This is a genomic window from Bosea sp. RAC05 (assembly GCF_001713455.1).
Lineage (GTDB): Bacteria > Pseudomonadota > Alphaproteobacteria > Rhizobiales > Beijerinckiaceae > Allobosea.
In genome coordinates this window covers 3629686-3650543 of the sequence record NZ_CP016464.1, presented here as the reverse complement: position 1 = coordinate 3650543, position 20858 = coordinate 3629686, and the positions used below count along the sequence as shown (strand labels likewise).

19 protein-coding genes and 1 tRNA gene are annotated in these 20858 nt (G+C 67.7%); 16 read left to right on the top strand and 4 right to left on the bottom strand.

All coding sequences use genetic code 11. The annotated features are described in order from the left end of the window. The first annotated feature begins 148 nt into the window (after positions 1 to 148). Both BSY19_RS20755 and BSY19_RS20750 read left to right on the top strand, forming a co-directional pair. On the top strand, positions 149 to 1033 hold the full coding sequence (locus tag BSY19_RS20755; protein ID WP_083247744.1) for an ABC transporter ATP-binding protein: 885 nt from the start codon (positions 149 to 151) through the stop codon (positions 1031 to 1033). Then, on the top strand, positions 1030 to 1818 hold the full coding sequence (locus tag BSY19_RS20750; protein WP_069055795.1) for an ABC transporter permease: 789 nt from the start codon (positions 1030 to 1032) through the stop codon (positions 1816 to 1818). The genes BSY19_RS20755 and BSY19_RS20750 overlap by 4 nt, the downstream gene beginning before the upstream one ends. Before the next feature lie 54 nt (positions 1819 to 1872). On the opposite strand, the gene BSY19_RS27670 is transcribed toward BSY19_RS20750, so the two are convergent. Beyond that, positions 1873 to 2454, bottom strand: a complete 582-nt coding sequence (locus BSY19_RS27670) for a hypothetical protein (RefSeq protein ID WP_150129681.1) — start codon at positions 2452 to 2454, stop codon at positions 1873 to 1875. 209 nt (positions 2455 to 2663) lie between these two features. Here BSY19_RS27670 and BSY19_RS20740 point away from each other — a divergent pair, with 209 nt between their 5' ends. The 7 genes from BSY19_RS20740 to BSY19_RS20710 all read left to right on the top strand — a co-directional run bounded on the left by BSY19_RS20740 (position 2664) and on the right by BSY19_RS20710 (position 10093). After that, on the top strand, positions 2664 to 3689 hold the full coding sequence (locus BSY19_RS20740) for an ABC transporter substrate-binding protein (protein ID WP_069057281.1): 1026 nt from the start codon (positions 2664 to 2666) through the stop codon (positions 3687 to 3689). 128 nt (positions 3690 to 3817) lie between these two features. Continuing rightward, positions 3818 to 4225, top strand: coding sequence for a nuclear transport factor 2 family protein (locus BSY19_RS20735; RefSeq protein ID WP_069055793.1), 408 nt, complete (start codon positions 3818 to 3820; stop codon positions 4223 to 4225). A 92-nt stretch (positions 4226 to 4317) separates the two neighbouring features. Beyond that, entirely contained in the window at positions 4318 to 5166 is an 849-nt protein-coding gene (pdxY, locus tag BSY19_RS20730; RefSeq protein WP_069055792.1) for a pyridoxal kinase PdxY, read from the top strand. Between the two features lie 5 nt (positions 5167 to 5171). Then, on the top strand, positions 5172 to 6293 hold the full coding sequence (locus BSY19_RS20725; protein WP_069055791.1) for an endonuclease/exonuclease/phosphatase family protein: 1122 nt from the start codon (positions 5172 to 5174) through the stop codon (positions 6291 to 6293). A 16-nt stretch (positions 6294 to 6309) separates the two neighbouring features. After that, positions 6310 to 7212, top strand: coding sequence for a PhzF family phenazine biosynthesis protein (locus BSY19_RS20720; protein ID WP_069055790.1), 903 nt, complete (start codon positions 6310 to 6312; stop codon positions 7210 to 7212). After that, positions 7209 to 7961, top strand: coding sequence for a hypothetical protein (locus tag BSY19_RS20715; protein WP_083247743.1), 753 nt, complete (start codon positions 7209 to 7211; stop codon positions 7959 to 7961). Before BSY19_RS20720 ends, BSY19_RS20715 begins: the two co-directional genes overlap by 4 nt. A gap of 44 nt (positions 7962 to 8005) precedes the next feature. After that, positions 8006 to 10093 (top strand): M3 family metallopeptidase, encoded by a 2088-nt coding sequence (locus BSY19_RS20710; RefSeq protein ID WP_083247962.1) that lies wholly within the window; start codon positions 8006 to 8008, stop codon positions 10091 to 10093. Between the two features lie 91 nt (positions 10094 to 10184). Here the strand turns inward: BSY19_RS20710 and BSY19_RS27145 are convergent, their stop codons facing one another. Next, a complete protein-coding gene (locus BSY19_RS27145; protein ID WP_083247742.1) occupies positions 10185 to 10394 on the bottom strand; it encodes a hypothetical protein in 210 nt (69 codons plus the stop codon). A 205-nt stretch (positions 10395 to 10599) separates the two neighbouring features. Then, positions 10600 to 11241, bottom strand: coding sequence for a YoaK family protein (locus tag BSY19_RS20700; protein WP_069055789.1), 642 nt, complete (start codon positions 11239 to 11241; stop codon positions 10600 to 10602). A gap of 390 nt (positions 11242 to 11631) precedes the next feature. On the opposite strand from BSY19_RS20700, the gene BSY19_RS20695 reads away from it, so the two are divergent. From BSY19_RS20695 to BSY19_RS28040, 7 genes are all read left to right on the top strand, one after another. Continuing rightward, positions 11632 to 13215, top strand: coding sequence for a 2-isopropylmalate synthase (locus BSY19_RS20695; protein ID WP_069055788.1), 1584 nt, complete (start codon positions 11632 to 11634; stop codon positions 13213 to 13215). Between the two features lie 73 nt (positions 13216 to 13288). Continuing rightward, the gene (locus BSY19_RS20690) at positions 13289 to 14671 is read left to right on the top strand and encodes a methyl-accepting chemotaxis protein (protein ID WP_069055787.1); all 1383 of its coding nucleotides are present in this window, start codon (positions 13289 to 13291) and stop codon (positions 14669 to 14671) included. A gap of 114 nt (positions 14672 to 14785) precedes the next feature. After that, a complete protein-coding gene (locus BSY19_RS20685; protein WP_069055786.1) occupies positions 14786 to 16057 on the top strand; it encodes a solute carrier family 23 protein in 1272 nt (423 codons plus the stop codon). A 159-nt stretch (positions 16058 to 16216) separates the two neighbouring features. Further along, positions 16217 to 16292: transfer RNA gene (locus BSY19_RS20680), tRNA-Lys, on the top strand. 254 nt (positions 16293 to 16546) lie between these two features. After that, on the top strand, positions 16547 to 17146 hold the full coding sequence (locus BSY19_RS20675; RefSeq protein ID WP_069055785.1) for a TRAP transporter small permease subunit: 600 nt from the start codon (positions 16547 to 16549) through the stop codon (positions 17144 to 17146). A 152-nt stretch (positions 17147 to 17298) separates the two neighbouring features. After that, complete coding sequence (locus tag BSY19_RS20670; protein WP_069057278.1) at positions 17299 to 18957, top strand: TRAP transporter large permease; 1659 nt, start codon at positions 17299 to 17301, stop codon at positions 18955 to 18957. A 129-nt stretch (positions 18958 to 19086) separates the two neighbouring features. After that, on the top strand, positions 19087 to 19341 hold the full coding sequence (locus BSY19_RS28040; protein WP_069055784.1) for a hypothetical protein: 255 nt from the start codon (positions 19087 to 19089) through the stop codon (positions 19339 to 19341). Between the two features lie 3 nt (positions 19342 to 19344). Here BSY19_RS28040 and BSY19_RS20660 read toward each other — a convergent pair whose 3' ends face one another. Then, the gene (locus BSY19_RS20660) at positions 19345 to 20733 is read right to left on the bottom strand and encodes a M20 family metallopeptidase (RefSeq protein WP_069055783.1); all 1389 of its coding nucleotides are present in this window, start codon (positions 20731 to 20733) and stop codon (positions 19345 to 19347) included. Between the last annotated feature and the right edge of the window lie 125 nt (positions 20734 to 20858).

The following is a 20858-nucleotide window of genomic DNA, read 5'->3' as shown; positions in this document are numbered from 1 at the left end:
GGTTTCGGGGGCAGCGCGTGACCGCGGCCGGGCTCGCCCGGTCGCGGATTGCCTTCGTCGAGCGATCGCCTAATCTGCGTCCCCAACGATGCAATACGCTGCGACGGCGCCGACAAGAGCGCCGGACGTCGACGAGGAAACGGATTTGATGGCGTTGCCAGACCACCCGCATCAGGCTGCGGGAGCCGCCGCATTGTCTGCGCCGTCCGCGGCGCCGGCCGTCGCCCTGGGCGGGCTCGACATCACCTTCCATCTCGAAGGCGGCAGCCGCTACCAGGCGGTGACGGGGATCGACCTGTCCGTGGCGGCGGGCGAGTTCGTCTCGGTGGTCGGCCCCACCGGCTGCGGGAAGTCGACCCTGCTGAACGCGGCCGCGGGGCTGCTGACGCCCTCGGCCGGCACCGTCACCATCTTCGGCCAGCCGCTGTCGGGCCTGAATCGCCGGGCCGGCTACCTCTTCCAGGCTGATGCGCTGATGCCGTGGAAGACGGCGCTCGACAACGTCAAGGTCGCGCTCGAACCGATGGGCGTGTCCGACGCGGAGGCCGACCGGCGCGCCCGGGAATGGCTGGCGCGGGTGGGCCTGCGCGCCTTCGTCGACCGCTACCCGCACATGCTCTCGGGCGGGCAGCGCAAGCGCGTGGCGCTGGCGCAGGTCCTGATCCGCGATCCCGAAATCCTGCTGATGGACGAGCCCTTCGGGCCGCTCGACGCGCAGACGCGTCAGATCATGGGCAATCTCCTGCTCGATCTCTGGTCGAGGGACAAAAAGGCGCTGATCTTCGTGACGCATGATCTGGAAGAGGCGATCGCGCTGTCGGACCGCGTCGTGGTGATGTCGGCGGGGCCGGCGGCCGGCATCGTCGCCGATTACCGCGTGCCGCTGCCGCGCCCGCGCGACATCGCCGAGATCCGGCTGGAGAAGGCCTTCCACGAGATCCACCGCGACATCTGGGCCTCGCTGCGCGTCGAGGTGCAGAAGGCCTATGCGATGGGCGACGGGCGCGAACTGGTCGAGGGAGCGACGCCATGAAGCGCGCCAAACTCCTGTTTCTCCAGGCGATGGTCATGGTCGTCGCGCTGCTGATCTGGCATGTCGTCACAGCCTATCCGCTGCTGGGCGACGTCAAGACGATCCAGTTCTTCTTCTCGACGCCGGCCGCCGTGATCGCCCGGACCTGGAACCAGCTGACCGGGACGGAGATCTACTGGCATATCGGCATCACGCTGACGGAGACGGTGCTGGCCTTCGTCATCGGCTCGGCGGCCGGCATCTTCTTCGGCTTCGCCTTTGCCCGCCAGCAACTGCTGGCAGCGGTGTTCGACCCCTACATCAAGGCGGCCAACGCGCTGCCGCGCGTCGTGCTGGCGCCGATCTTCGCGCTCTGGTTCGGGCTGGGCATCTGGTCGAAGGTCGCGCTCGGCTTCACGCTGGTGTTCTTCATCGTCTTCTTCAACGTCTACCAGGGCGTGCGCGAGGTCTCGCCGACGGTGCTGGCCAATGCCCGGATGCTCGGCATGAACGAGCGCCAGCTCTTCCGGCACGTCTACTGGCCGTCGGCGCTGACCTGGATGTTCTCGAGCCTGCACACCTCGGTCGGCTTTGCTCTGATCGGGGCGGTGGTGGGCGAGTATCTCGGCTCCTCGGCCGGTCTCGGCTACAAGATCCACGAGGCCGAGAGCGTGTTCGACGTCACCGGCGTGTTCTCCGGCATGGTCATCCTGATGATCTTCGTGATCGCGATCGATTCCGTGGTGACCATGGTCGAGAAGCGGCTGCTCGTGTGGCGGCCGGGGCAGAGTTCGACGACGGTGTGAGTGGACAGGCATTTTGCGCGGAATCTTGTCCTGCGCAGTTGAAGGCTTCCTTGGCTATCTGACCACCCGGCCGCCGTGCCGTTCGACCATCGTCATAATCGCATGGACGAGAATATAGACTTTGCAGTCGAGCAATCGCAGCGGGATCGTGGCTGTGCGCTGTTGTCCCGTCGCCGGTGTCGTCTTTGCCAAAAGGATGATGCCGACGAGTGTGCCCTTCGAATCCTTGTCGATCGTCGCCTGCTCAATCTCGTTCCACTGTAAAATTGTTTTGCTTCTTGTATCCAGCAGAGCCTTTTCTGTAATGACCAGAACCGGAGAGTGTAATAAATTTTGACATGCGCCAATGATTGAGGTCAGTAAGACATATAGACTAAATATCAGCAATGCGGCGTAAATCACAAACAATACAGAAAAAAATAAGACTAAATCTTTCGTGGGAAATGACTTTATCATATTGATGAGATTATTTGTTATTGCTGAAATAATAACCAATATAATAATGATAGACAGGATATTTTTTATATTACTGGAATTCACATAAAACGGAAGTTCGATTTTTTTCGGGGGAATGCCCGTTGTGCGAAATAGCGTCGGTTCTTTCGGCACAAGGATCGTCGTCGATTGGTCGCTCACCTATTGTCCCCGTTCACTTTGGCGGCAAGATGAGGCCTGTTGGCCGACGATGCCACAGATCCCCGGTCGGCGCGAACAGCATGCCCAAGTGCCCGCCAGCCGATGTCCTGCGCCATCCTTGCCCCATTGCCGTCCTCTCGCCTATCCTCCACCCAACGGCGCCATACAAGTGCGCCTTTCGCACGGCACCGGAGGAACATCCCATGACGATCTCACGCCGCGCGGCGCTGGCTGCGCTCGCGCTGTCCACCGCGCTGGGCTTCGCGCCCCATGCCGCCTTCGCGCAGAACGCCGAGAAGCCCAAGCTGACGCTCGGCGTCGGCGGCAAGCAGCTTCTGTATTATCTCCCGCTGACGGTCGCGGAGAAGAAGGGCTTCTTCAAGGAGCAGGGTCTCGACGTCGAGATCAACGATTTCGGCGGTGGCGCCAAGTCGCTGCAGGCCCTGGTCGGCGGCTCGGTCGACGTCGTCGCCGGCGCCTATGAGCACACCATCCGCATGCAGGCCAAGGGGCAGGACGTGCGCGCCGTGGTCGAGCTCGGGCGCTTCCCCGGCATCACCATCGCCGTGCGCAAGGACCTCGTCGACAAGGTCAAGTCGGCGGCCGACTTCAAGGGCCTCAAGATCGGCGTCACCGCGCCGGGCTCCTCGACGGCGCTGACCGCGCAATACGCCATGGTCAAGGCCGGGCTGAAGGCCAGCGACGCGCCGATCATCGGCGTCGGCGCCGGTGCCAGCGCGGTCGCGGCGATGAAGCAGAAGCAGGTCGACATCATCTCGCATCTCGACCCCGTGACCTCGAAGCTCGAGGCCGATGGCGATGTCGTCGCGCTGATCGACACCCGCACCGAGGCCGGCACCAAGGCGCTCTTCGGCGGCTCGAACCCGGCTGCCGTGCTCTATCTCAAGGGCGATTTCGCCGAGAAGAACCCGGTGACGACACAGAAGCTCGTCAACGCCTTCGTCAAGGCGCTGAAATGGCTGGAAACCGCCAAGCCCGACGACGTCGCCGATCTGGTGCCGGCGGAATATCATCTCGGCGACAAGCCGCTCTATCTCCAGGCGGTGAAGAACTCGCTCGAGAGCTATTCGCGGACCGGCATCTCGACGCCCGACGCGATGAAGAGCATGTACGACGCCCTCAAGCTGCTCGATCCGGAGCTGGCGAAGTCGGATGTGGATCTGACCAAGACCTTCATCGACAGCTTCGCGAAGAAGGCGGCCGTCGGAAGCTGATCCGCCGCGCCGGCATCACCTGTTGCCGATCCCGGCCCGCCGTCGCGGGCCGGGATCGGCGTGGTTCCGCGCTGGACTTGCGAGGCCCCCGGCGCGACACTGCTGGTCCTGACGAAGGGAGAGGTGGCATGGCCGACGATAGCGCGAGCAAGGCCCTGATCCGCGACGCCTATGCCGCGCGCCACCGCGGCGATCTCGACGCGCTGATGGGCTTCTTCCACCCGCAGTGCTGCTATCGGCTCGTCGGCGGTCCCGCCGCCGCCGAGGCCTTCCGGCAGCCCGACGGCCTCGAGGCCGTGCGCGAGCAGATGGCCGGCCTGATCGCGGCCTATGTCTTCAGCAATGTCGAGGAACTCGGCCTCACCGTCGATGGCGATCGGGCCATCCTGCACTGGCGGGCCGATGTCGCCTGCAAGCCGAGCGGCCGCAGCGGCCCTTTCGAGATCGTCGACATCTTCACGATCACCGACGGCAAGATCGCCAGCGTCACGCAGTTCACCGACACGGCCGGTGTCGCGAGGCTGAGCGCGGCCTGAGCCTGGGTGATGGCGGCCATGACGGCTTTCGATTTGCCGTCCGGCCGCGCGAGCGGCTAGAGCTTGCGCCCCCAGACTCTGCCGAGACGCCCATGAACATCCTCTCGATCCAGTCGCATGTCGCCTATGGACATGTCGGCAACGCCTCCGCCGTCTTCCCCATGCAGCGCCTGGGCGTCGAGGTCTGGCCGATCCACACCGTGCAGTTCTCGAACCACACCGGCTACGGCGCCTGGAAGGGCCGCGTCTTCGACGGCGGCATGATCGACGAGGTGATGGAGGGCATCGCCGAGCGCGGCGTGCTGCCCTCCTGCACCGGCGTGCTCTCGGGCTATATGGGCTCGGCCGATATCGGCCACGCCATCCTCTCGGCGGTCGAGCGCGTGCGGGCGGCCAACCCGAAGGCGGTCTATTGCTGCGACCCGGTGATGGGCGATGTCGGGCGCGGCGTCTTCGTGCGGCCGGGCATTCCGGAGTTCATGCGCGAGCAGGCGGTGCCGGCGGCCGACATCGTCACGCCCAACCAGTTCGAGCTCGAACTGCTGACCGATATCGAGATCCGCACGATCGCCGATGCGCATCGCGCGGTCGAGGCGCTGCGCGATGCCGGGCCGAAGGTCGTGCTCGTCACCTCGCTCGTCACCGACGAGACGCCCGCCGACTCGATCGACCTGATGGCGGCCGACGCCAGGGGCGCCTTCCGCGTGCGCACGCCCAAGCTCGACGTCAGCGTCAACGGGGCGGGCGACGCGATCGCGGCGCTGTTCTTCGTGCATTACCTGCGCGAGGAGTCCGCCGCCGCGGCGCTGGCCAAGGCCGCAGCCTCGATCTATGGCCTGCTCAAGCGCACCAAGGAGGCTGGCTCCCGCGAGATCCTGACGGTGGCGGCGCAGGACGAATTCGTGACGCCGACGCACCAGTTCGTGCCCGAGAAGCTCTGAGCCGCATGAAACTGCGCGTCGGCACCTTCAACGTCGAGAACCTGCTGACGCGCCATCGCTTCTCCTCGGGCGAGCGCAGCGACACCGCGCCGGCCATGTCGCTGTTCCATTTCCCCCGCGTCGACGAGCGCGACGCGGTCGAGCGTTCGCTGGCGGTCGCGCTGGAGGACGACAAGCGCCAGATGACGGCGCTCGCCCTGGCAGAGGCGAAGGCCGATCTCTGGATGCTGCAGGAGGTCGACTCGCTGGCGAGCCTGCAGGCCTTCTTCGCCAATTACGTCCACCGCATCGCCGATCACCGCTACGGCCATTTCACGCTGCTCGACGGCAACGACCGCCGCAACATCGACATCGGCTTCGCGGCACGGCGCGACCTGCTGGCACCGCAGCGGGTCAGCGTGCGCTCGCACAAGGACCTCAGTTTTGCTGCGGCCGGCGTGCATGACCGCGATCTCGCCGCGCTTGGGATCGGACCCGACGGCAAGGTCTTCGCGCGCGACTGCCTGCAGGTGGAGCTCGACTTCGGCGACCGCAGCCTCGCCCTGTTCGGCTGCCACTTCAAATCGATGAACAATGGCCGCGACGACGGCCGGGTGGCGACGCTGGCGGTGCGCCGGGCCGAGGCGCGGGCCGTGAAGGGGCTGATCCGGCAGCGCTTCGGCGCGGGCTGGCGCGAGGCGAACTGGATCGTGCTGGGCGACCTCAACGCCTATCGCTACGGGCTCGGGCCGCTGGCCGAGGTCGTCGACGAGGGGGAGAGCGGCATCGAGCCGCTGCTGGACAATTTCGCGGTCGACCCGATGGAGGCCATCCCGGCTCACGAGCGCTGGACGCATTTCCGCCGCTACTGGTCCGAGGCGCGCGAGCAGCTGGTCGAGACGCATATGCCGCTCGACCACATCCTGCTCTCGCCGGCGCTGGCGGCGGCCAATCCGCATCCGACGCTGCAGATGATCCGGCGCGGGCTGCCCTATCGCGTGCCGCTGGATCCGCGCGAGCCCGACCGCTCGATGGCGCGGCTGGCGACCTCGGCCGACCGCTATCCGCGCGTCGGCTGGGACCGGCCCAAGGCCTCCGACCACTGCCCGCTGACGATCGACCTCACCCTCCCGAAGGCGATCCGCTAAACCCAAGGAATGCCGCATGGCCCGCCGTTTCGTCACGCTGGACGTCTTCACCGCCACGCCCCATGCCGGTAACCCGCTGGCGGTGGTGCTCGACTCGGACGGGCTCGATACCGCCGCGATGCAGGCGATCACGCGCGAGTTCAACCTCTCCGAGACGGTCTTCGTTCAGCCGGCTGCCGAGGCCGGCCACCGCGCGGCGATCCGCATCTTCACGCCCGGCCGTGAGCTGCCCTTCGCCGGGCACCCCACCGTCGGCACCGCGGTGCTGCTGGCGTTGCAGGATGCGGTCGCCAGTCGAGGATCCGACGTCATCGTGATCGAGGAGCAGGTCGGCGCCGTCACCTGCGCCGTTGGGGTGAGCGGCCCGAAAACCGGCCATGCCGTCTTTACGCTGCCGCGCCTGCCGCAAGAGGCCGAGCCGGCCGCCGCGCTGCCACTGATCGCGGGCGCTCTGGGGCTCGATCGACGAGAGATCGGCTTCGATGGGCATGTGCCGACCGTCTTTTCGGCCGGCGTCGCCTTCAGCTTCGTGCCCGTGGCGAGCCTGGCGGCCCTGGAGCGGGTGCGCCTCGACACGATGCTCTGGTCGCAGGCGATCAGGCCGGCCGACCAGCCCAACGCCTTCGCCTATTGCCGGCAGACACGCGATGCGGGCCACGCCTTCCACGCCCGCATGTTTGCGCCCACCCTGGGCTTTACCGAGGATCCGGCGACCGGCGCGGCCGTTGCGGCCTTCGCCGGCGTCGTCATGCGCTTCGAACGCCCCGGCGACGGCGAGCACCGCTTCATCATCGAGCAGGGCTACGAGATGGGCCGGCCCTCGCAGATCACACTGGAGCTGACGGTGGCGCAGGGCGCGCTGGTCTCGGCGCGGATTGGTGGTTCGGCCGTCGTCATCAGCGAGGGCGTGCTGCTGTGACCCAGGCCGCCAGCCTCGAGACCAACGACATCGAATGCTTTCCCGACGGGCACATCGCCCGCGTCGACCGGGTCGCCGCCCGGATCGAGCCCTATGACTGGGCCTTCGCCCGCGAGAACGAGGCCAAGATCGCAGCCCATTGGGCGCGCCTCAACGCCGAAAAGCCCGCGATGTTCAACGGGCGTATCCTGCTGCAGCACCGCGCCGTGATCACCGACGGCGTCTTCCACGCCCGCTATTTCGAGACCGACTACGCCGCCTTCATGACCTGGCGCGACGCCGGCCATCCGGGTCCGGCGCTGCGCAACGGCTTCGCCATGGGGGCGCTGCGCGCCGCCGACGGGGCCTTCCTGTGCGGGCGCATGAGCGGCCATACCGCCAATGGCGGCATGGTCTATTTCGCCGCCGGCACGCCCGACCGCAGCGATGTGCGCGAGGACGGCACGGTCGATCTCGCCGGCAGCGTGCTGCGCGAACTCGCCGAGGAGACCGGACTGACGGAGGCCGAGCTGCGGGTCGGGGAGGGCTGGCACCCGGTGTTCTCGCCCGGCCGCGTCGCCTTCATGCGCCCGCTCACCATCGACCTGCCGGCGGACGAGGCGCGCGCGCTGATGCTGTCGCGCATGAAAGGCCTCGAGGAGCAGGAGCTCGACGACATCGTGATCCTGCGCAGCGCCGCCGATTGCGACCGGCACCGCATGGCGGTCTTCATGAAGCCCTATCTCAGCCATATCTTCGCGCGGGAATGATCGGCCTTTCGATCCCGCCGCCGCCGCCAGCCGAAAGCCCCGCCATGACCGCGTCCGAAGCCCTTGCTCCCGAAGCCCTGCCCCTGCCGGCCGACAACCCCTTCGCGACGCGCTGGGAGACGCCCTTCGGCCTGCCGCCCTTCGCAGCGATCAAACCGGAGCATATCCAGCCGGCCTTCGAGGCGGCGCTGGCGAAGCACAAGGACGAGATGGCCGCGATCGTGGCCGATCCGGCGGCGCCGGACTTCGCCAACACGATCGAGGCGCTGGAATTGGCCGGCCGGGCGCTCTCGCGCGTCGGCGGCGTGTTCTACAATCTCGCCGGAGCCGACACCAACGAGGCGCTGCAGGCGATCGAGCGGGCGCTCTCGCCGCTGACCTCGCGCCACTGGTCGGCGATCATGATGGATGAGGGCCTGTTCGCGCGGGTCGATGCGGTTTTCGCGAAGCGCGAGGCGCTCGGCCTCGACTCAGAACAGACGCGGCTCTTGGAGCGCACGCATCGCGGCTTCATCCGCTCGGGCGCGCAGCTCGGTGGCGAGGACAAGGCGCGGCTGGCTGCGATCAACGAGCGGCTGGCGGGGCTGGGCACCCAGTTCAGCCAGAACGTGCTCAAGGACGAATCCTCCTATGCGCTGATGATCGAGGACGAGGCGGGGCTGGCTGGACTGCCGCCCTTCCTGCTCGCCGCGATGGCGCGTGCCGCGGCCGATCGCGGCCACCCCGGTCAGCATGCGGTGACGCTGTCGCGCTCGGTGATCGAGCCCTTCCTGACCTTCTCGACACGCCGCGACCTGCGCGAGAAGGCCTTCGCCGCCTGGGGCAAGCGCGGCGAAAACGGCAATGACAGCGACAACCGCGCCATCGTGGCCGAAATGGTCAAGCTGCGCGCCGAGAAGGCGAAGCTTCTGGGCTACGCGACCTTTGCGCATTTCAAGCTCGACGACGCGATGGCCAAGACACCGGAGCATGTCCGCGAGCTGCTCGAGCTGGTCTGGACGCCGGCCAAGGCGCGCGCCGCGCAGGAGGCCGCCGATTTGGCCGCGCTGGCGCAGGCCGAGGGTGAGAACGGCCCGATCCGTCCCTCCGACTGGCGCCACTACGCCGAGAAGGTGCGCCAGAAGACCTATGCGCTCGATGAGGCCGTGCTGAAGCCCTATCTCCAGCTCGACCGGATCATCGCCGCCGCCTTCGACGTCGCCGGCAAGCTGTTTGGCCTGTCCTTCGCGGCGCGGACCGATCTCGCGGGCTATCACCCCGATGTCCGGATCTGGGAGGTGACGGAGAGCGCGACCGGCCGGCATATCGGCCTGTTCATCGGCGACTATTTCGCCCGCGCCTCGAAGCGCTCGGGCGCCTGGATGAGCGCCTATCGCGGCCAGCGCAAGCTCGGCGGCGAGGTTCGCCCGATCATCGTCAATGTTTGCAATTTCGCCAAGCCGGCGGAGGGGAAGCCCGCGCTGCTCTCGATCGACGATGCGCGCACGCTGTTCCACGAATTCGGCCATGCGCTGCACGGGCTGCTGTCAGACGTGACCTATGGCTCGCTCGCCGGCACCTCGGTGTCGCGCGACTTCGTCGAGCTGCCCTCGCAGCTCTACGAGCACTGGTTCCTGACGAAGGAGGTGATGCAGAGCTACTGCCTGCACGCCGAAACGGCTGAGCCGATTCCCGAGGCGCTGATCGAGACGATCAAGCGCGCCCAGACCTTCAACCAGGGCTGTGCCACCGTCGAGTACACCTCCTCGGCGCTGGTCGACCTCGCCTTCCATTCGCTGGAGGAGCCCGGCGAGATCGATGCGCTGGCCTTCGAGAAGGCGGAGCTTTCGCGGCTCGGCATGCCCGAGGGCATGGTGATGCGCCACCGCACGCCGCATTTCACCCATGTCTTCTCGGGCGACGGCTATTCGGCGGGCTATTACAGCTATCTCTGGTCGGAGGTGATGGACGCCGACGCCTTCAACGCCTTCCTGGAGGCAGGCGACGTGTTTGCGCCGGAGCTGGCGGGCAAGCTGAAGCGCTACATCTATTCGGCCGGCGACACGCGCGACGCGGCGGAGGCCTACCGGCTGTTCCGCGGGCGGCTGCCGACGCCGGACGCGCTGCTGCAGAAGCGGGGACTGGCGGCGTAACCACTGGCGTCATTCCCGGGCGCAGCGAAGCGGAGACCCGGGAATCTCCGGCCGGAGATGCTCGGGTCAAGCCCGAGCAAGACGGTGCATCTCACCCCGGATAGCCGAACCGCGCCTTCGTCGCCCGGATCTGGCTGATCGCGCCGCCCTCGTTGCCGGCGGCGCAGGTCGAGCGGGCCGTCGAAATCTCGGCCGAAACCCGCGTGTGCACGCCCTTGGTCGTGTGGCCGGTGGCGAGGTCGTTGTCCATCACCGCCTGGAAACGCTCGACCTCGCCGGAGCAGCCCGAGCCCGTGGGCATGCGGAAGGTGTTGGGCGTGACGCCGGCGCCGGCCTGCTCGGGCGGCGGGGCCGGGGCGTGCTCGGGGCGGGGGTCTGGCAGGCGGCGAGGCCGAAGGCGAGGGCGGCGAGGGGCAGGGCAAAGGCGCGCATGGCGGGCTCCGGCATCGGGTGGGCGCGAGGATGACCGATTCCCGCGGGCGGGCAAAGCGCGCCGCCCAGCCCGCTCAGTCGTCCAGCGGCAGGAAGGGCAAAGCGAGCGCGAAGATCGCGGCCGCCAGCGCCGCCAGCCAGACCGCGCCCTGGCCGACGAGGTAATGCGCGACGGCGCCGTTGATGCAGCCGGTCAGCAGGCCGATCCAGAGCACGAAATGGCGGACCCAGGCGAGTTTCGGCCCGCCGAGCAGGGCACCCGCCATGCGCTGGCCCATCTTCACCAGCGTCCCGGTCATGTAGGTGAGCGCGATGGTGACCTCGCCGTCGCGCTGGAAGACGCCGTTCTCCGCGCCCATGGCGAAGGCCAGCAGCGCCGCGCCGGCGAAGCTCAGCCCGATCAGGTCGAGGCTGGCGGCCAGCGCCAGCGCCAGCGCCACGACGCCGAGCACGGCCGACTTGCGCCGCCGGCCGCCGAAATGGCCGGCGACCGAGCCGCAGATCACGCCGAGGACAAAGAGGGCGAGCACGGTTGCCGCCGTGGCGATGCCGCCGCTGTGCAGCCCGGCGAGCTCGATGCCGAGCCGCGTGGTGTTGCCGCTCATGAAGGAGACGAAGAAGCCGCCGAGGCTGATGAAGCCGATCGTGTCGATGTAGCCGGCGAGCCCCGACAGGCAGAAGGCGAGGCCGATCGCCCAGCGGTTATAGGTCATCATCGCCTGCATCCCCCGCCGCGCCGACTCGCAGGCCCGCGCGCCCGGCCGCCATGATAGGGGCAGCGCCACCCTGGTCCCAACCTCGCCTCCGCCTGCGACATATGCTTGCGCGGCGCTGCCCTTTTCGGCTAGATCGTTCCACGGTCTTCGAGGATCCCGCTTGTTCCAGACGTTCGCCCCCGCTTCGCCTGCCGGCCGCGCCAATGCGCGGATCGAGGGCGTCTGCGCGCGGCCCGTCTCCGGCCTCGGTCTGCTTCTTCTCCTTAGCCGCCCCTGAGGGCCGGCCGGGCATGCATGCCTGGGCGCTCAGGGGAGTGACGAGAACGACCTTCCCGATCTGAGGCGCCTGCATCCGACGAGAGCGGCGCCAGCTCTTTCAGGACCACGACCATGACCGAACCGACCCACAGCAACGGCTCTTCGACCCCCGCGTCCACCAAGGACCGCGTGCTGATCTTCGACACCACCCTGCGTGACGGCGAGCAGTGCCCCGGCGCGACCATGACCTTCGAGGAGAAGCTCGAGGTCGCCGAGATGCTGGACGCGATGGGCGTCGACATCATCGAGGCCGGCTTCCCGATCGCCTCCGAGGGTGATTTCGAGGCGGTCTCCGAGATCGCGCGGCGCAGCAAGCGCTCGACCATCGCCGGGCTCGCCCGCGCCATCTCCGGCGACATCGCGCGGGCCGGCGAGGCGGTGCGCCATGCGGGCAAGCCGCGCATCCACACCTTCGTCTCGACCTCGCCGATCCATCTCGAGCACCAGATGCGCAAGTCGCAGGAGGAGGTGCTGGAGATCATCACCAAGACCGTCGCGCAGGCGCGCAACCTGGTCGAGGATGTCGAGTGGTCGGCGATGGACGCCACCCGCACGCCGATCGACTATCTCTGCCGCGCGACGGAAGCCGCGATCCGCGCCGGCGCGACCACGATCAACCTGCCCGACACGGTCGGCTACGCCACGCCGGACGAATACCGCGCCATGTTCCGGCAGGTGCGTGAGCGCGTGCCCAATGCCGACAAGGCGATCTTCTCGGTGCATTGCCACAATGATCTGGGGCTGGCGGTGGCCAACTCGATCGCCGGCATCGAGGGCGGTGCGCGCCAGGTCGAATGCACGATCAACGGCATCGGCGAGCGCGCCGGCAATGCCGCGCTGGAAGAGCTGGTGATGGCGCTGCGCGTGCGCGGCGACGTGCTGCCCTACGACACCGGCATCGACTCGACGCTGCTGATGAAGGCCTCGCGCGCCGTCTCCAGCGCCTGCGCCTTCCCGGTGCAGTACAACAAAGCGATCGTCGGGCGGAACGCCTTCGCCCATGAGAGCGGCATCCATCAGGACGGGATGCTGAAGAACCAGACCACCTATGAGATCATGACCCCGGCCTCGGTCGGCGTGACCAAGACCTCGCTGGTGATGGGCAAGCATTCCGGCCGCGCCGCCTTCCGCTCGAAGCTGAAGGACATGGGCTACGATCTGGGCGAGAACCAGATGGAAGACGCCTTCACCCGCTTCAAGGCGCTCGCCGACCGCAAGAAGCACGTCTATGACGAGGATATCGAGGCGCTGGTCGATGAGAACCTCGCCTCCGCCCATGACCGGGTGAAGCTGGTCTCGCTGACGGTGATGGCCGGCACGCGCGGGCCGCAGCGCGCGACGATGAAGCTCGACGTCGAGGGCCGCTTCGTCACCGAGGAGGTCGAGGGCAACGGGCCGGTCGACGCGATCTTCAACGCGATCAAGGCGATTGTGCCGCATGAGGCGACGCTGGAGCTCTACGACGTCCATGCCGTCACCGAGGGCACCGACGCGCAGGCCGAGGTGACCGTCCGGCTGACCCATGACGGGTCGTCCGTGACCGGCCGTGGAGCCGATCCCGACACACTGGTCTCCTCGGCCAAGGCCTATCTGGTGGCGCTCAACAAGCTGATGGCCAAGGGCTCGCGCCTGCATGCGCAGGCCGCGGCGGGGTGAGACGCCGCCGCGCCTGCGCCATGGGCTCGCCCTGCTGACGATGCGTTAACCATGGCGGCCTATCGTCCGGGGCATGAGCTCGACCGACAATCAGCAGCCGGATCCGACAGCCGCGTTGCGGTCAGGGACGCCCCAGTCGCGCTTCCCGCTGATGGGGATCGACGAGACGACGCTGCGCCTGATGCGCAGCCTCGGCCCGGTGGTCAAACCGCTGCTGACGCCGGGTGTCGCGTTGCACTTCGACCGTCTCGTTCACCATGAGCGGATGAACGACGCGGCCGTGCGGTATCGCCATGTGCTCGAGCCGGCCCTGGCAGGGCATGGCGCGGCTGTCTTCGACGCGGCCTTCGATGACGCCTATCTGCGGTCTCTCCGCGAGGTGGTGACGGCCGAGGCCAGCACACCGTTCGGGGCCCGCGCGCATGGCGTGATGATCCTTGCAGCCGTGCGCGCGGCCTTCCCCGAGATCGGCCGGCGGCGCCGCTTTTCGGGGCGTGCCGCCGCTGAAGACTGCAGGAGGATGGTCGAACTCCTGATGGTGGACTTCGTCTGCGCGATGGAGGTCGTCTACCTGAAGCAGGAGGCCCAGGCGGTCTCCCGCGGGGCCGAGATCGAGACCCTGACCGAGGGCTTTCGCAACCGGGTCGGAGAGGTGTCGGAGGCCGCGACGCAGGCGTCGAGCACCTTGAGCAAGGTCGCGGCTGACAGCGCCCAGGTCTCGCGCAGCGCCGGCCTCAGCATGACGGAGAGCCGCAAGAGCCTCGGACGCGTGCGCGAGGCCGTGCTGCAGACCGTGGTCGCGACCGAGCAGCTCCGGCAATCGATCGGCGAAATCGACCGCAGCACGCGCGAGGGGGCCGACATCGCGCAGCAGGCCGTGACGTCCGCCGCAGAGGCGCGGCAGACCATCGAGAGCCTGGCCGGCCTCGTCGGCGAGATCGGCTCCGTCGTCAACCTGATCTCCGACATCGCGGCGCAGACCAATCTGCTCGCCCTCAACGCCACGATCGAGGCCGCGCGCGCCGGCGAGGCCGGGCGGGGCTTCGCCATCGTCGCCAGCGAGGTCAAGGACCTCTCGGCCCAGACCACCAGCGCCACCGGCACGATCGCGGCGCGCATCGACGCGATCCGCGAGGCGACGCAGCGCTGCGTCGGCTCGATCGCCCGGATCGACGGTTCGGTGACGGGCATGGCGGATGTCGCCTCCGCCATCGCGCGGTCGCTCGGCGAGCAGCTCGCCGTCACGCAGGCCATGGCGCAGGATGCCCAGAGCACCGCCGGCGAGGTCGAGACGGCGCTGGACATCGTCGCCCAGAGCTTCAGTGCCGTTCAGCGGGTCGGGTCCTCGGTCGAGGAGATGAACACCCGCTCCGCCTCGGTCGGCAATGTCGCCGACGAACTGGCGCGCAGCGTCAACGCGTTCGCCGCTTCGGTGGCCCAGCGGCTCGCCGGCTGACGCCACCTGCGAATCCTGTGGATGCGGCCCAGCGCCCGACTTGGCGGGCGCGATCCTTGCCTGTCATCGCTTCGAGCCGGCGGTGCCGAGCCGCTTCAGCTGGAGACGATCGCCATGGGCTATTTCCCGAACTGGACCCTGAAGACCTCCGGTGCCGTCATGCCCGACGAGCGGATGCCGGTCGGCCAGACCGTCATCGCTGGCTTCCAGCACGTCGTCGCCATGTTCGGCGCGACCGCGCTGGCGCCGATCCTGATGGGGTTCGACCCCAATGTTGCGATCTTCTTCTCGGGCGTGGCGACGCTCCTGTTCTTCATCGTCACGCGCGGCCAGCTGCCGAGCTATCTCGGCTCCTCCTTCGCCTTCATCGGCGTGGTGATCGCGGCCACGGGCTATGCCGGCTCCGGCCCCAATCCGAACATCGGCGTGGCGCTCGGTGGCATCATCGCCTGCGGCGCGCTCTATGCCGCGATCGGCCTGCTGGTCCAGGCGGTCGGCACGGCCTGGATCGAGAAGCTGCTGCCGCCGGTGGTGACGGGAGCGGTGGTGGCCGCGATCGGCCTCAATCTCACCAGCGTGGCGATGAACATGATCTCGGCCAGCGCCTATACGAAGTGGATCGCGCTGTTCACCGTCGTCACCGTCGCGGTCGTATCGGTCTACAGCCGCGGGCTGGCCCAGCGCCTGCCGATCCTGATCGGCGGACTGCTCGCCTATGTCGTCTATGCGCTGACGGCTGCGAGCTTCGGCGCGCCGCCGGTCGATTTCGGCCGCGTCGCGGCGGCCGCCTGGTTCGGCCTGCCGAATTTCGTCGCGCCGGTGTTCGACGCCCGCGCGATCGGGCTGATCGCGCCGGTCGCGATCATCCTGGTTGCGGAGAATCTCGGGCACATCAAGGGCATCGCGGTGATGACCGGGCGCAATCTCGACCCGCTGATCGGCCGCGCCTTCATGGCCGACGGCGTCGCCACGATGATCGCGGGCTCCGGCGGCGGCACGGGCGTGACGACCTATGCCGAGAACATGGGCGTGATGGCGGTGACCCGGGTCTATTCGACGCTGGTCTTTGTCGCGGCGGGCATCATCGCGCTGGTGCTGGGCTTCTCGCCGAAGTTCGGCGCGGTCATCGGGACGATTCCCGTGGCCGTGCTCGGCGGGCTGGCGGTCGTGGTCTTCGGCCTGATCGCGGCCACGGCCGGGCGCATCTGGGTCGAGAGCCAGGTCGATTTCGCGCAGCCCAAGAACCTGCTGACGGTCGCGACCGCGCTGATTCTGGGCGCGGGCGACCTCAAGCTGCCGATCTTCGGCTTCGAGCTCGGCGGCATCGGCACCGCGACCTTCGGGGCGATCGCGCTCTATCACCTGCTGAACCGCAAGGCGGCCTGAGCGGGCACGTTAACCGCGTCGGCAGGCCCCGCGGGGCCGCCGCCGCGGGTCTCACATATTTCTGTCACAGGTGGGTGGACAGGGGCGGGGGGCTTTGCTACATCGCCGGCCTGCCTGACGCGGCCTTGGCCGCGAAACGGCGTGCGCTTCGTGGCGTATGGGTGATTAGCTCAGTTGGTAGAGCAGCTGACTCTTAATCAGCGGGTCGTAGGTTCGAGCCCTACATCACCCACCACGGACCCTTCCTCCAAACATCATCGCTAGGTCTGGGCAGGTCCGCTACGCGCCTGCCTCAGGGGTGTCGCCGCCCTCGAGCGGCCGGTCGGCGCGTCGACACCGCCTGTTGCAGCGTCCTGCCGAAAATCCCGGCACCCGACCTTTTGGATAAGGGTTCCCGGCGCTTGTGCGCGGCATGGCCTTCCTATAACCGAAACGCGGACGGGGCCTGCTTGTAGAACAAGGCGCCGCACGGGAATCGGGAGCACCGACGTGAAGGGATTACTCCAGCTCAGCCGTGTCATCGACACGATCAACGAGCAGATCGGCAAGAAAATCGCCTGGCTGATCCTCCTCGCGGTGATCGTCGCGACCGTGAACGCGATCGTCCGCAAGGTCTTCAACATGTCGTCGAATGCCTGGCTCGAGCTGCAGTGGATGCTGTTCGGCGCGGTCTTTCTGATGTGTGCATCCTGGACGCTGAAGGTGAAGGAGCACATCCGCATCGACATCGTGAACAGCCTGCTGCCCAAGAGCGTGCAGCGCTGGATCGACCTGATCGGCCACACGCTGTTCCTGATGCCGTTCTGCCTGCTGATGATCTACCATTCCTGGCCCTTCTTCGTCCGCTCATACGCCATCAACGAGCAGTCGCTCTCGGCGGGTGGTCTGGCGCAGTGGCCGGCCAAGGGGCTGGTCGTGATCGGCTTCGTGATGCTGGCGGTCCAGGGCGTCTCCGAGATCATCAAGCAGGTCGCGATCATGCGCGGTGAGCTCGAGGACGACGAGACGCTGCGCGGTCATGCCGCCGCGGCCGAAGCCGAGGCTCATCGCCTGCTCGAGCAGGCCAAGCAGCAGGGGGTGGCTTCGTGAGCACCCCGAACGACCGCCGGATCTCCGTCATGACCGTCTCCCGCTTCTCCCGCGCCGCCGGACTGCTGCTGGCGCTGTCCTTCGTCGCCTTCCTCGGCCTCCACACCGGCGAGGCCCATGCCGCCGGCCTCGGCGACTTCCTGCGCGTCAACATGGCGCCGGTGATGTTCGCCGCGCTCGTCGTCTTCCTGCTGCTGGGCTATCCGGTGGCCTTCGCGCTGGCCGCCAACGGCCTGCTCTTCGCGATCGTCGGCATCGAGCTCGGCCTGTTCCAGGAGAACTTCCTGCAGGCGATGCCGGAGCGCATTTACGGCACGATGAACAACGATGTGCTGCTTGCGATCCCGTTCTTCACCTTCATGGGCCTCATCCTCGAGCGCTCGGGCATGGCGGAGGATCTGCTGGACACGATCGGCCAGCTCTTCGGCCCCGTGCGCGGCGGCCTCGCCTATGCCGTGATCTTCGTCGGTGCGCTGCTGGCGGCGACCACCGGCGTCGTCGCGGCGTCCGTCATCTCGATGGGCCTGATCTCGCTGCCGATCATGCTGCGCTACGGCTATGACCGGCGTCTCGCCTCGGGCGTCATCGCGGCGTCGGGCACGCTGGCGCAGATCATCCCGCCCTCGCTCGTCCTGATCGTGCTGGCCGACCAGCTCGGCCGCTCCGTCGGTGACATGTATGAGGGCGCCTTCATCCCGGGCCTTGTGCTGTCGTCGATGTATGCGGGCTATGTCTTCCTGGTCACGATGATCTACCCGAGCCGCGCGCCCGGCCTGCCGCCGGAGGCGCAGACGCTGCGCGATGCCGATGGCCAGACCCGCCGTCGCTCGCTGCTGGTGATCACGATCATCGCCTTCGGCGCGGCCTATGCGATCATGAAGATCTTCACCAAGATCCAGGCGGGCGCCGATTTCGTCATCCTGACCATGTCGATCGCGGTCGCCATCGCCTTCGTTATCGCCATCGTCAACAAGCTGCTGGGGCTGAACCTGCTCTCGCGGATGACCGAGCAGGTTATCTTCGTGATGGTGCCGCCGCTGGCCCTGATCTTCCTGGTGCTGGGCACGATCTTCATCGGCGTCGCGACGCCGACGGAGGGCGGCGCCATGGGCGCGGCCGGCGCGATCCTGCTGGCCTATGGCAAGAAGCGCATGACCTTCGACCTGCTGAAGCAGGCGACGGAATCGACGGCCAAGCTCTCGGCCTTCGTGCTGTTCATCCTGGTCGGCGCGCGCGTGTTCTCGCTGACCTTCTACGGCGTCAACGGCCATCTCTGGGTCGAGCATCTGCTGGTCGGGCTGCCGGGCGGCGCGACGGGCTTCCTGATCGTGGTCAACATCATGGTCTTCCTGCTCGCCTTCTTCCTCGACTTCTTCGAGCTCGCCTTCATCATCGTCCCGCTGCTCGGGCCGGCCGCCGAGAAGCTCGGCATCGACCTGATCTGGTTCGGCGTGATCCTGGGCGTGAACATGCAGACCTCCTTCATGCACCCGCCCTTCGGCTTCGCGCTGTTCTTCCTGCGCTCGGTCGCACCGAAGGACCGCTACCGCGACAAGGTCACGGGCACGATGATGGAGCCGGTGACCACGGGGCAGATTTACTGGGGCGCCGTGCCCTTCGTGGTGATCCAGTGCATCATGGTGGCCTTGGTCGTGTCGTTCCCGCAGATGGTGATGCACTACAAGGCATCGGCGGTTCAGCTCGACCAGAAGGCGATCGACAAGCAGTTCGACTCGATCCAGATCCCGGGCCTGGGGGGACCGGGGGGCCTGCCCGGTCTCGATCTGAACGCGCCGCCTTCGTTCAAGTAGCGGCGCAGGTCTGAAGCCTCTGAAGCGACGCCGGCGCGAGCCGGCGTCGTTTTCATGTCTGCCGGGCGTTCGTCGGGGCGCAACCTTGCCGGTGATGATGCGTTGGTCCTGCGAAGCGAGGACCAACGCATGACCGATTTCCTGGAAGCGCAAGCCGATCCGGGCAGCATGCCCGCCATCCCGACGCCGCCGCCCGAGGCGCCGCCGCTGATGCCGGGCGAGGTGCCGCCGGCGCCGCCGGTCGAGATGCCGCCCGACGAGGCGCCTCAGGGCATTCCGACCGAACCGCCGCCGGAGCTGCCGCCGGACGCGCCGCCCGAGGCTCCCCCGGCCACGCCCTATGACATGCCGCCGGACCGCGGGCCGCGGCAGCCGATGGAATAGGGGTCACACCGGCGGCGCTTCGCCCGAGCCGATGTCCCAATAGAGCCCCGCCATCAGGCCCAGCGCCTCGCGCGCGATCTCGACGGGCAGGTGCTCGTCGGGCGCATGCTGCGAGCAGCCGGGATAGGAATGCGGCACCCAGATCGTCTTCAGCCCGAGCACTTCGGCGAAGATGTCGTTGGGCAGCGAGCCGCCGAGATTGGGCAGCAGCGCCGGCTTCTTGTTGGTGCTGCGGGCGATCGAGGCGATGGTGAAGCGCACCCAGTCATCCTCGGGGTCGAGCCGCGTTGCGCCGAAGCGCTCGGCGCCGGGCATGACGATGTCGACCATCTTGAAGCCATGGCGGTCGAGGTGGCGGCGCAACGCCGGCACGACGTCGGTCGGGTCGATGCCGACGACGAAGCGCAGCGCGCAGCGCGCCCAGGCGCTCGGCGGCACGGCATTGACCGGCGTTTCCGGCACGCCCGACTTCATCGCCAGCACGTCGAAGGAGCACCAGCCGAAGACCTGTTCGGCCGGCGAGAGATCCGGCTCGCCCCAGCCGGGGTCGATCACCGGGCCGTCGGGGCCGCCGTCGATGACGCAATCGGCCACCGCTTCGCGCACGGCGCGCGGCAGTTCCTTCGGCACCCATTCATGGATGCGGATCTGGCCGGTGGGGGAGGTGATCGAGGCGATGGCGTGGGCGAGCTGGATCGCCGGGTCGGAGAGGATGCCGCCCCAGTTGCCGGAGTGATGGCCGCCGTCGCGCGCGACGATCGAGAGGTCGAAGGTGATGACGCCGCGCGCGCCGAGGAAGACGGTCGGCCGCTCGGCATTCAGCCGCGGCCCGTCGGAGGCCACCAGCACATCCGCCCTGAACAGCTGCGCCTCGTCGGCGCAGAGCTCGCGCAGGCCCGGCGAACCGGATTCCTCGCCCATCTCGATCAGGTATTTGGCGTTGAAGCCGAGCTTTCCGCGCGATTCAAGAACGGCGCGCAAGGCATTGATGTTGATGACATGCTGGCCCTTGTTGTCGACGACGCCGCGGCCGTACCAGCGGCCGTCCCGCTCGGTCAGGGTCCAGGGCGAGAGGCCTTCGCTCCACTGCGCGTCGAGCCCGCGGATGACGTCGCCATGTCCGTAGCCGAAGATCGTCGGCAGGCTCTCATCCTCGATGCGCTGGGCGAAGAGGAAGGGGCCCTTGGCCTTGGGATGGTGTAGGATGCGGCATTCGAAGCCGAGCCCCTCGAAGAGCGGGCGCATCTCGCGCTCGAGATACTCCGTCAGGACCGGCGCCCGATCGGGGTTCTGGCTTTCGGTCGGTATCGCGATGAGGCGGCCGAGGTCGCTCTTGAAGGCGCCGGTGTCGAAATAGTCTTGCGCATGCGCGATGGCTTGGGCGCGGGTCATGGAAGCTCGCTGTCTGTAAGGCCGCTGGACAAGGGCGGTCCCGTTGCCGGGGCCGCGACGTGTTGATACTGCCATGCCCATGCAGGAATCGGCCACCGGCGATGGCGCGCGACGGCTGTGCGCCC

What these genes read in the sequence shown, in the direction of transcription:
- BSY19_RS20755 (WP_083247744.1), top strand. Translation starts at nt 149, where the DNA reads ATGGCGTTGCCAGACCACCCGCATCAGGCTGCGGGAGCCGCCGCATTG.
- BSY19_RS20750 (WP_069055795.1), top strand. Translation starts at nt 1,030, where the DNA reads ATGAAGCGCGCCAAACTCCTGTTTCTCCAGGCGATGGTCATGGTCGTC.
- BSY19_RS20735 (WP_069055793.1), top strand. Translation starts at nt 3,818, where the DNA reads ATGGCCGACGATAGCGCGAGCAAGGCCCTGATCCGCGACGCCTATGCC.
- pdxY (WP_069055792.1), top strand. Translation starts at nt 4,318, where the DNA reads ATGAACATCCTCTCGATCCAGTCGCATGTCGCCTATGGACATGTCGGC.
- BSY19_RS20725 (WP_069055791.1), top strand. Translation starts at nt 5,172, where the DNA reads ATGAAACTGCGCGTCGGCACCTTCAACGTCGAGAACCTGCTGACGCGC.
- BSY19_RS20720 (WP_069055790.1), top strand. Translation starts at nt 6,310, where the DNA reads ATGGCCCGCCGTTTCGTCACGCTGGACGTCTTCACCGCCACGCCCCAT.
- BSY19_RS20710 (WP_083247962.1), top strand. Translation starts at nt 8,006, where the DNA reads ATGACCGCGTCCGAAGCCCTTGCTCCCGAAGCCCTGCCCCTGCCGGCC.
- BSY19_RS27145 (WP_083247742.1), bottom strand. Translation starts at nt 10,394, where the DNA reads ATGCCCACGGGCTCGGGCTGCTCCGGCGAGGTCGAGCGTTTCCAGGCG.
- BSY19_RS20700 (WP_069055789.1), bottom strand. Translation starts at nt 11,241, where the DNA reads ATGATGACCTATAACCGCTGGGCGATCGGCCTCGCCTTCTGCCTGTCG.
- BSY19_RS20695 (WP_069055788.1), top strand. Translation starts at nt 11,632, where the DNA reads ATGACCGAACCGACCCACAGCAACGGCTCTTCGACCCCCGCGTCCACC.
- BSY19_RS20690 (WP_069055787.1), top strand. Translation starts at nt 13,289, where the DNA reads ATGAGCTCGACCGACAATCAGCAGCCGGATCCGACAGCCGCGTTGCGG.
- BSY19_RS20685 (WP_069055786.1), top strand. Translation starts at nt 14,786, where the DNA reads ATGGGCTATTTCCCGAACTGGACCCTGAAGACCTCCGGTGCCGTCATG.
- BSY19_RS20670 (WP_069057278.1), top strand. Translation starts at nt 17,299, where the DNA reads ATGGCGCCGGTGATGTTCGCCGCGCTCGTCGTCTTCCTGCTGCTGGGC.
- BSY19_RS28040 (WP_069055784.1), top strand. Translation starts at nt 19,087, where the DNA reads ATGACCGATTTCCTGGAAGCGCAAGCCGATCCGGGCAGCATGCCCGCC.
- BSY19_RS20660 (WP_069055783.1), bottom strand. Translation starts at nt 20,733, where the DNA reads ATGACCCGCGCCCAAGCCATCGCGCATGCGCAAGACTATTTCGACACC.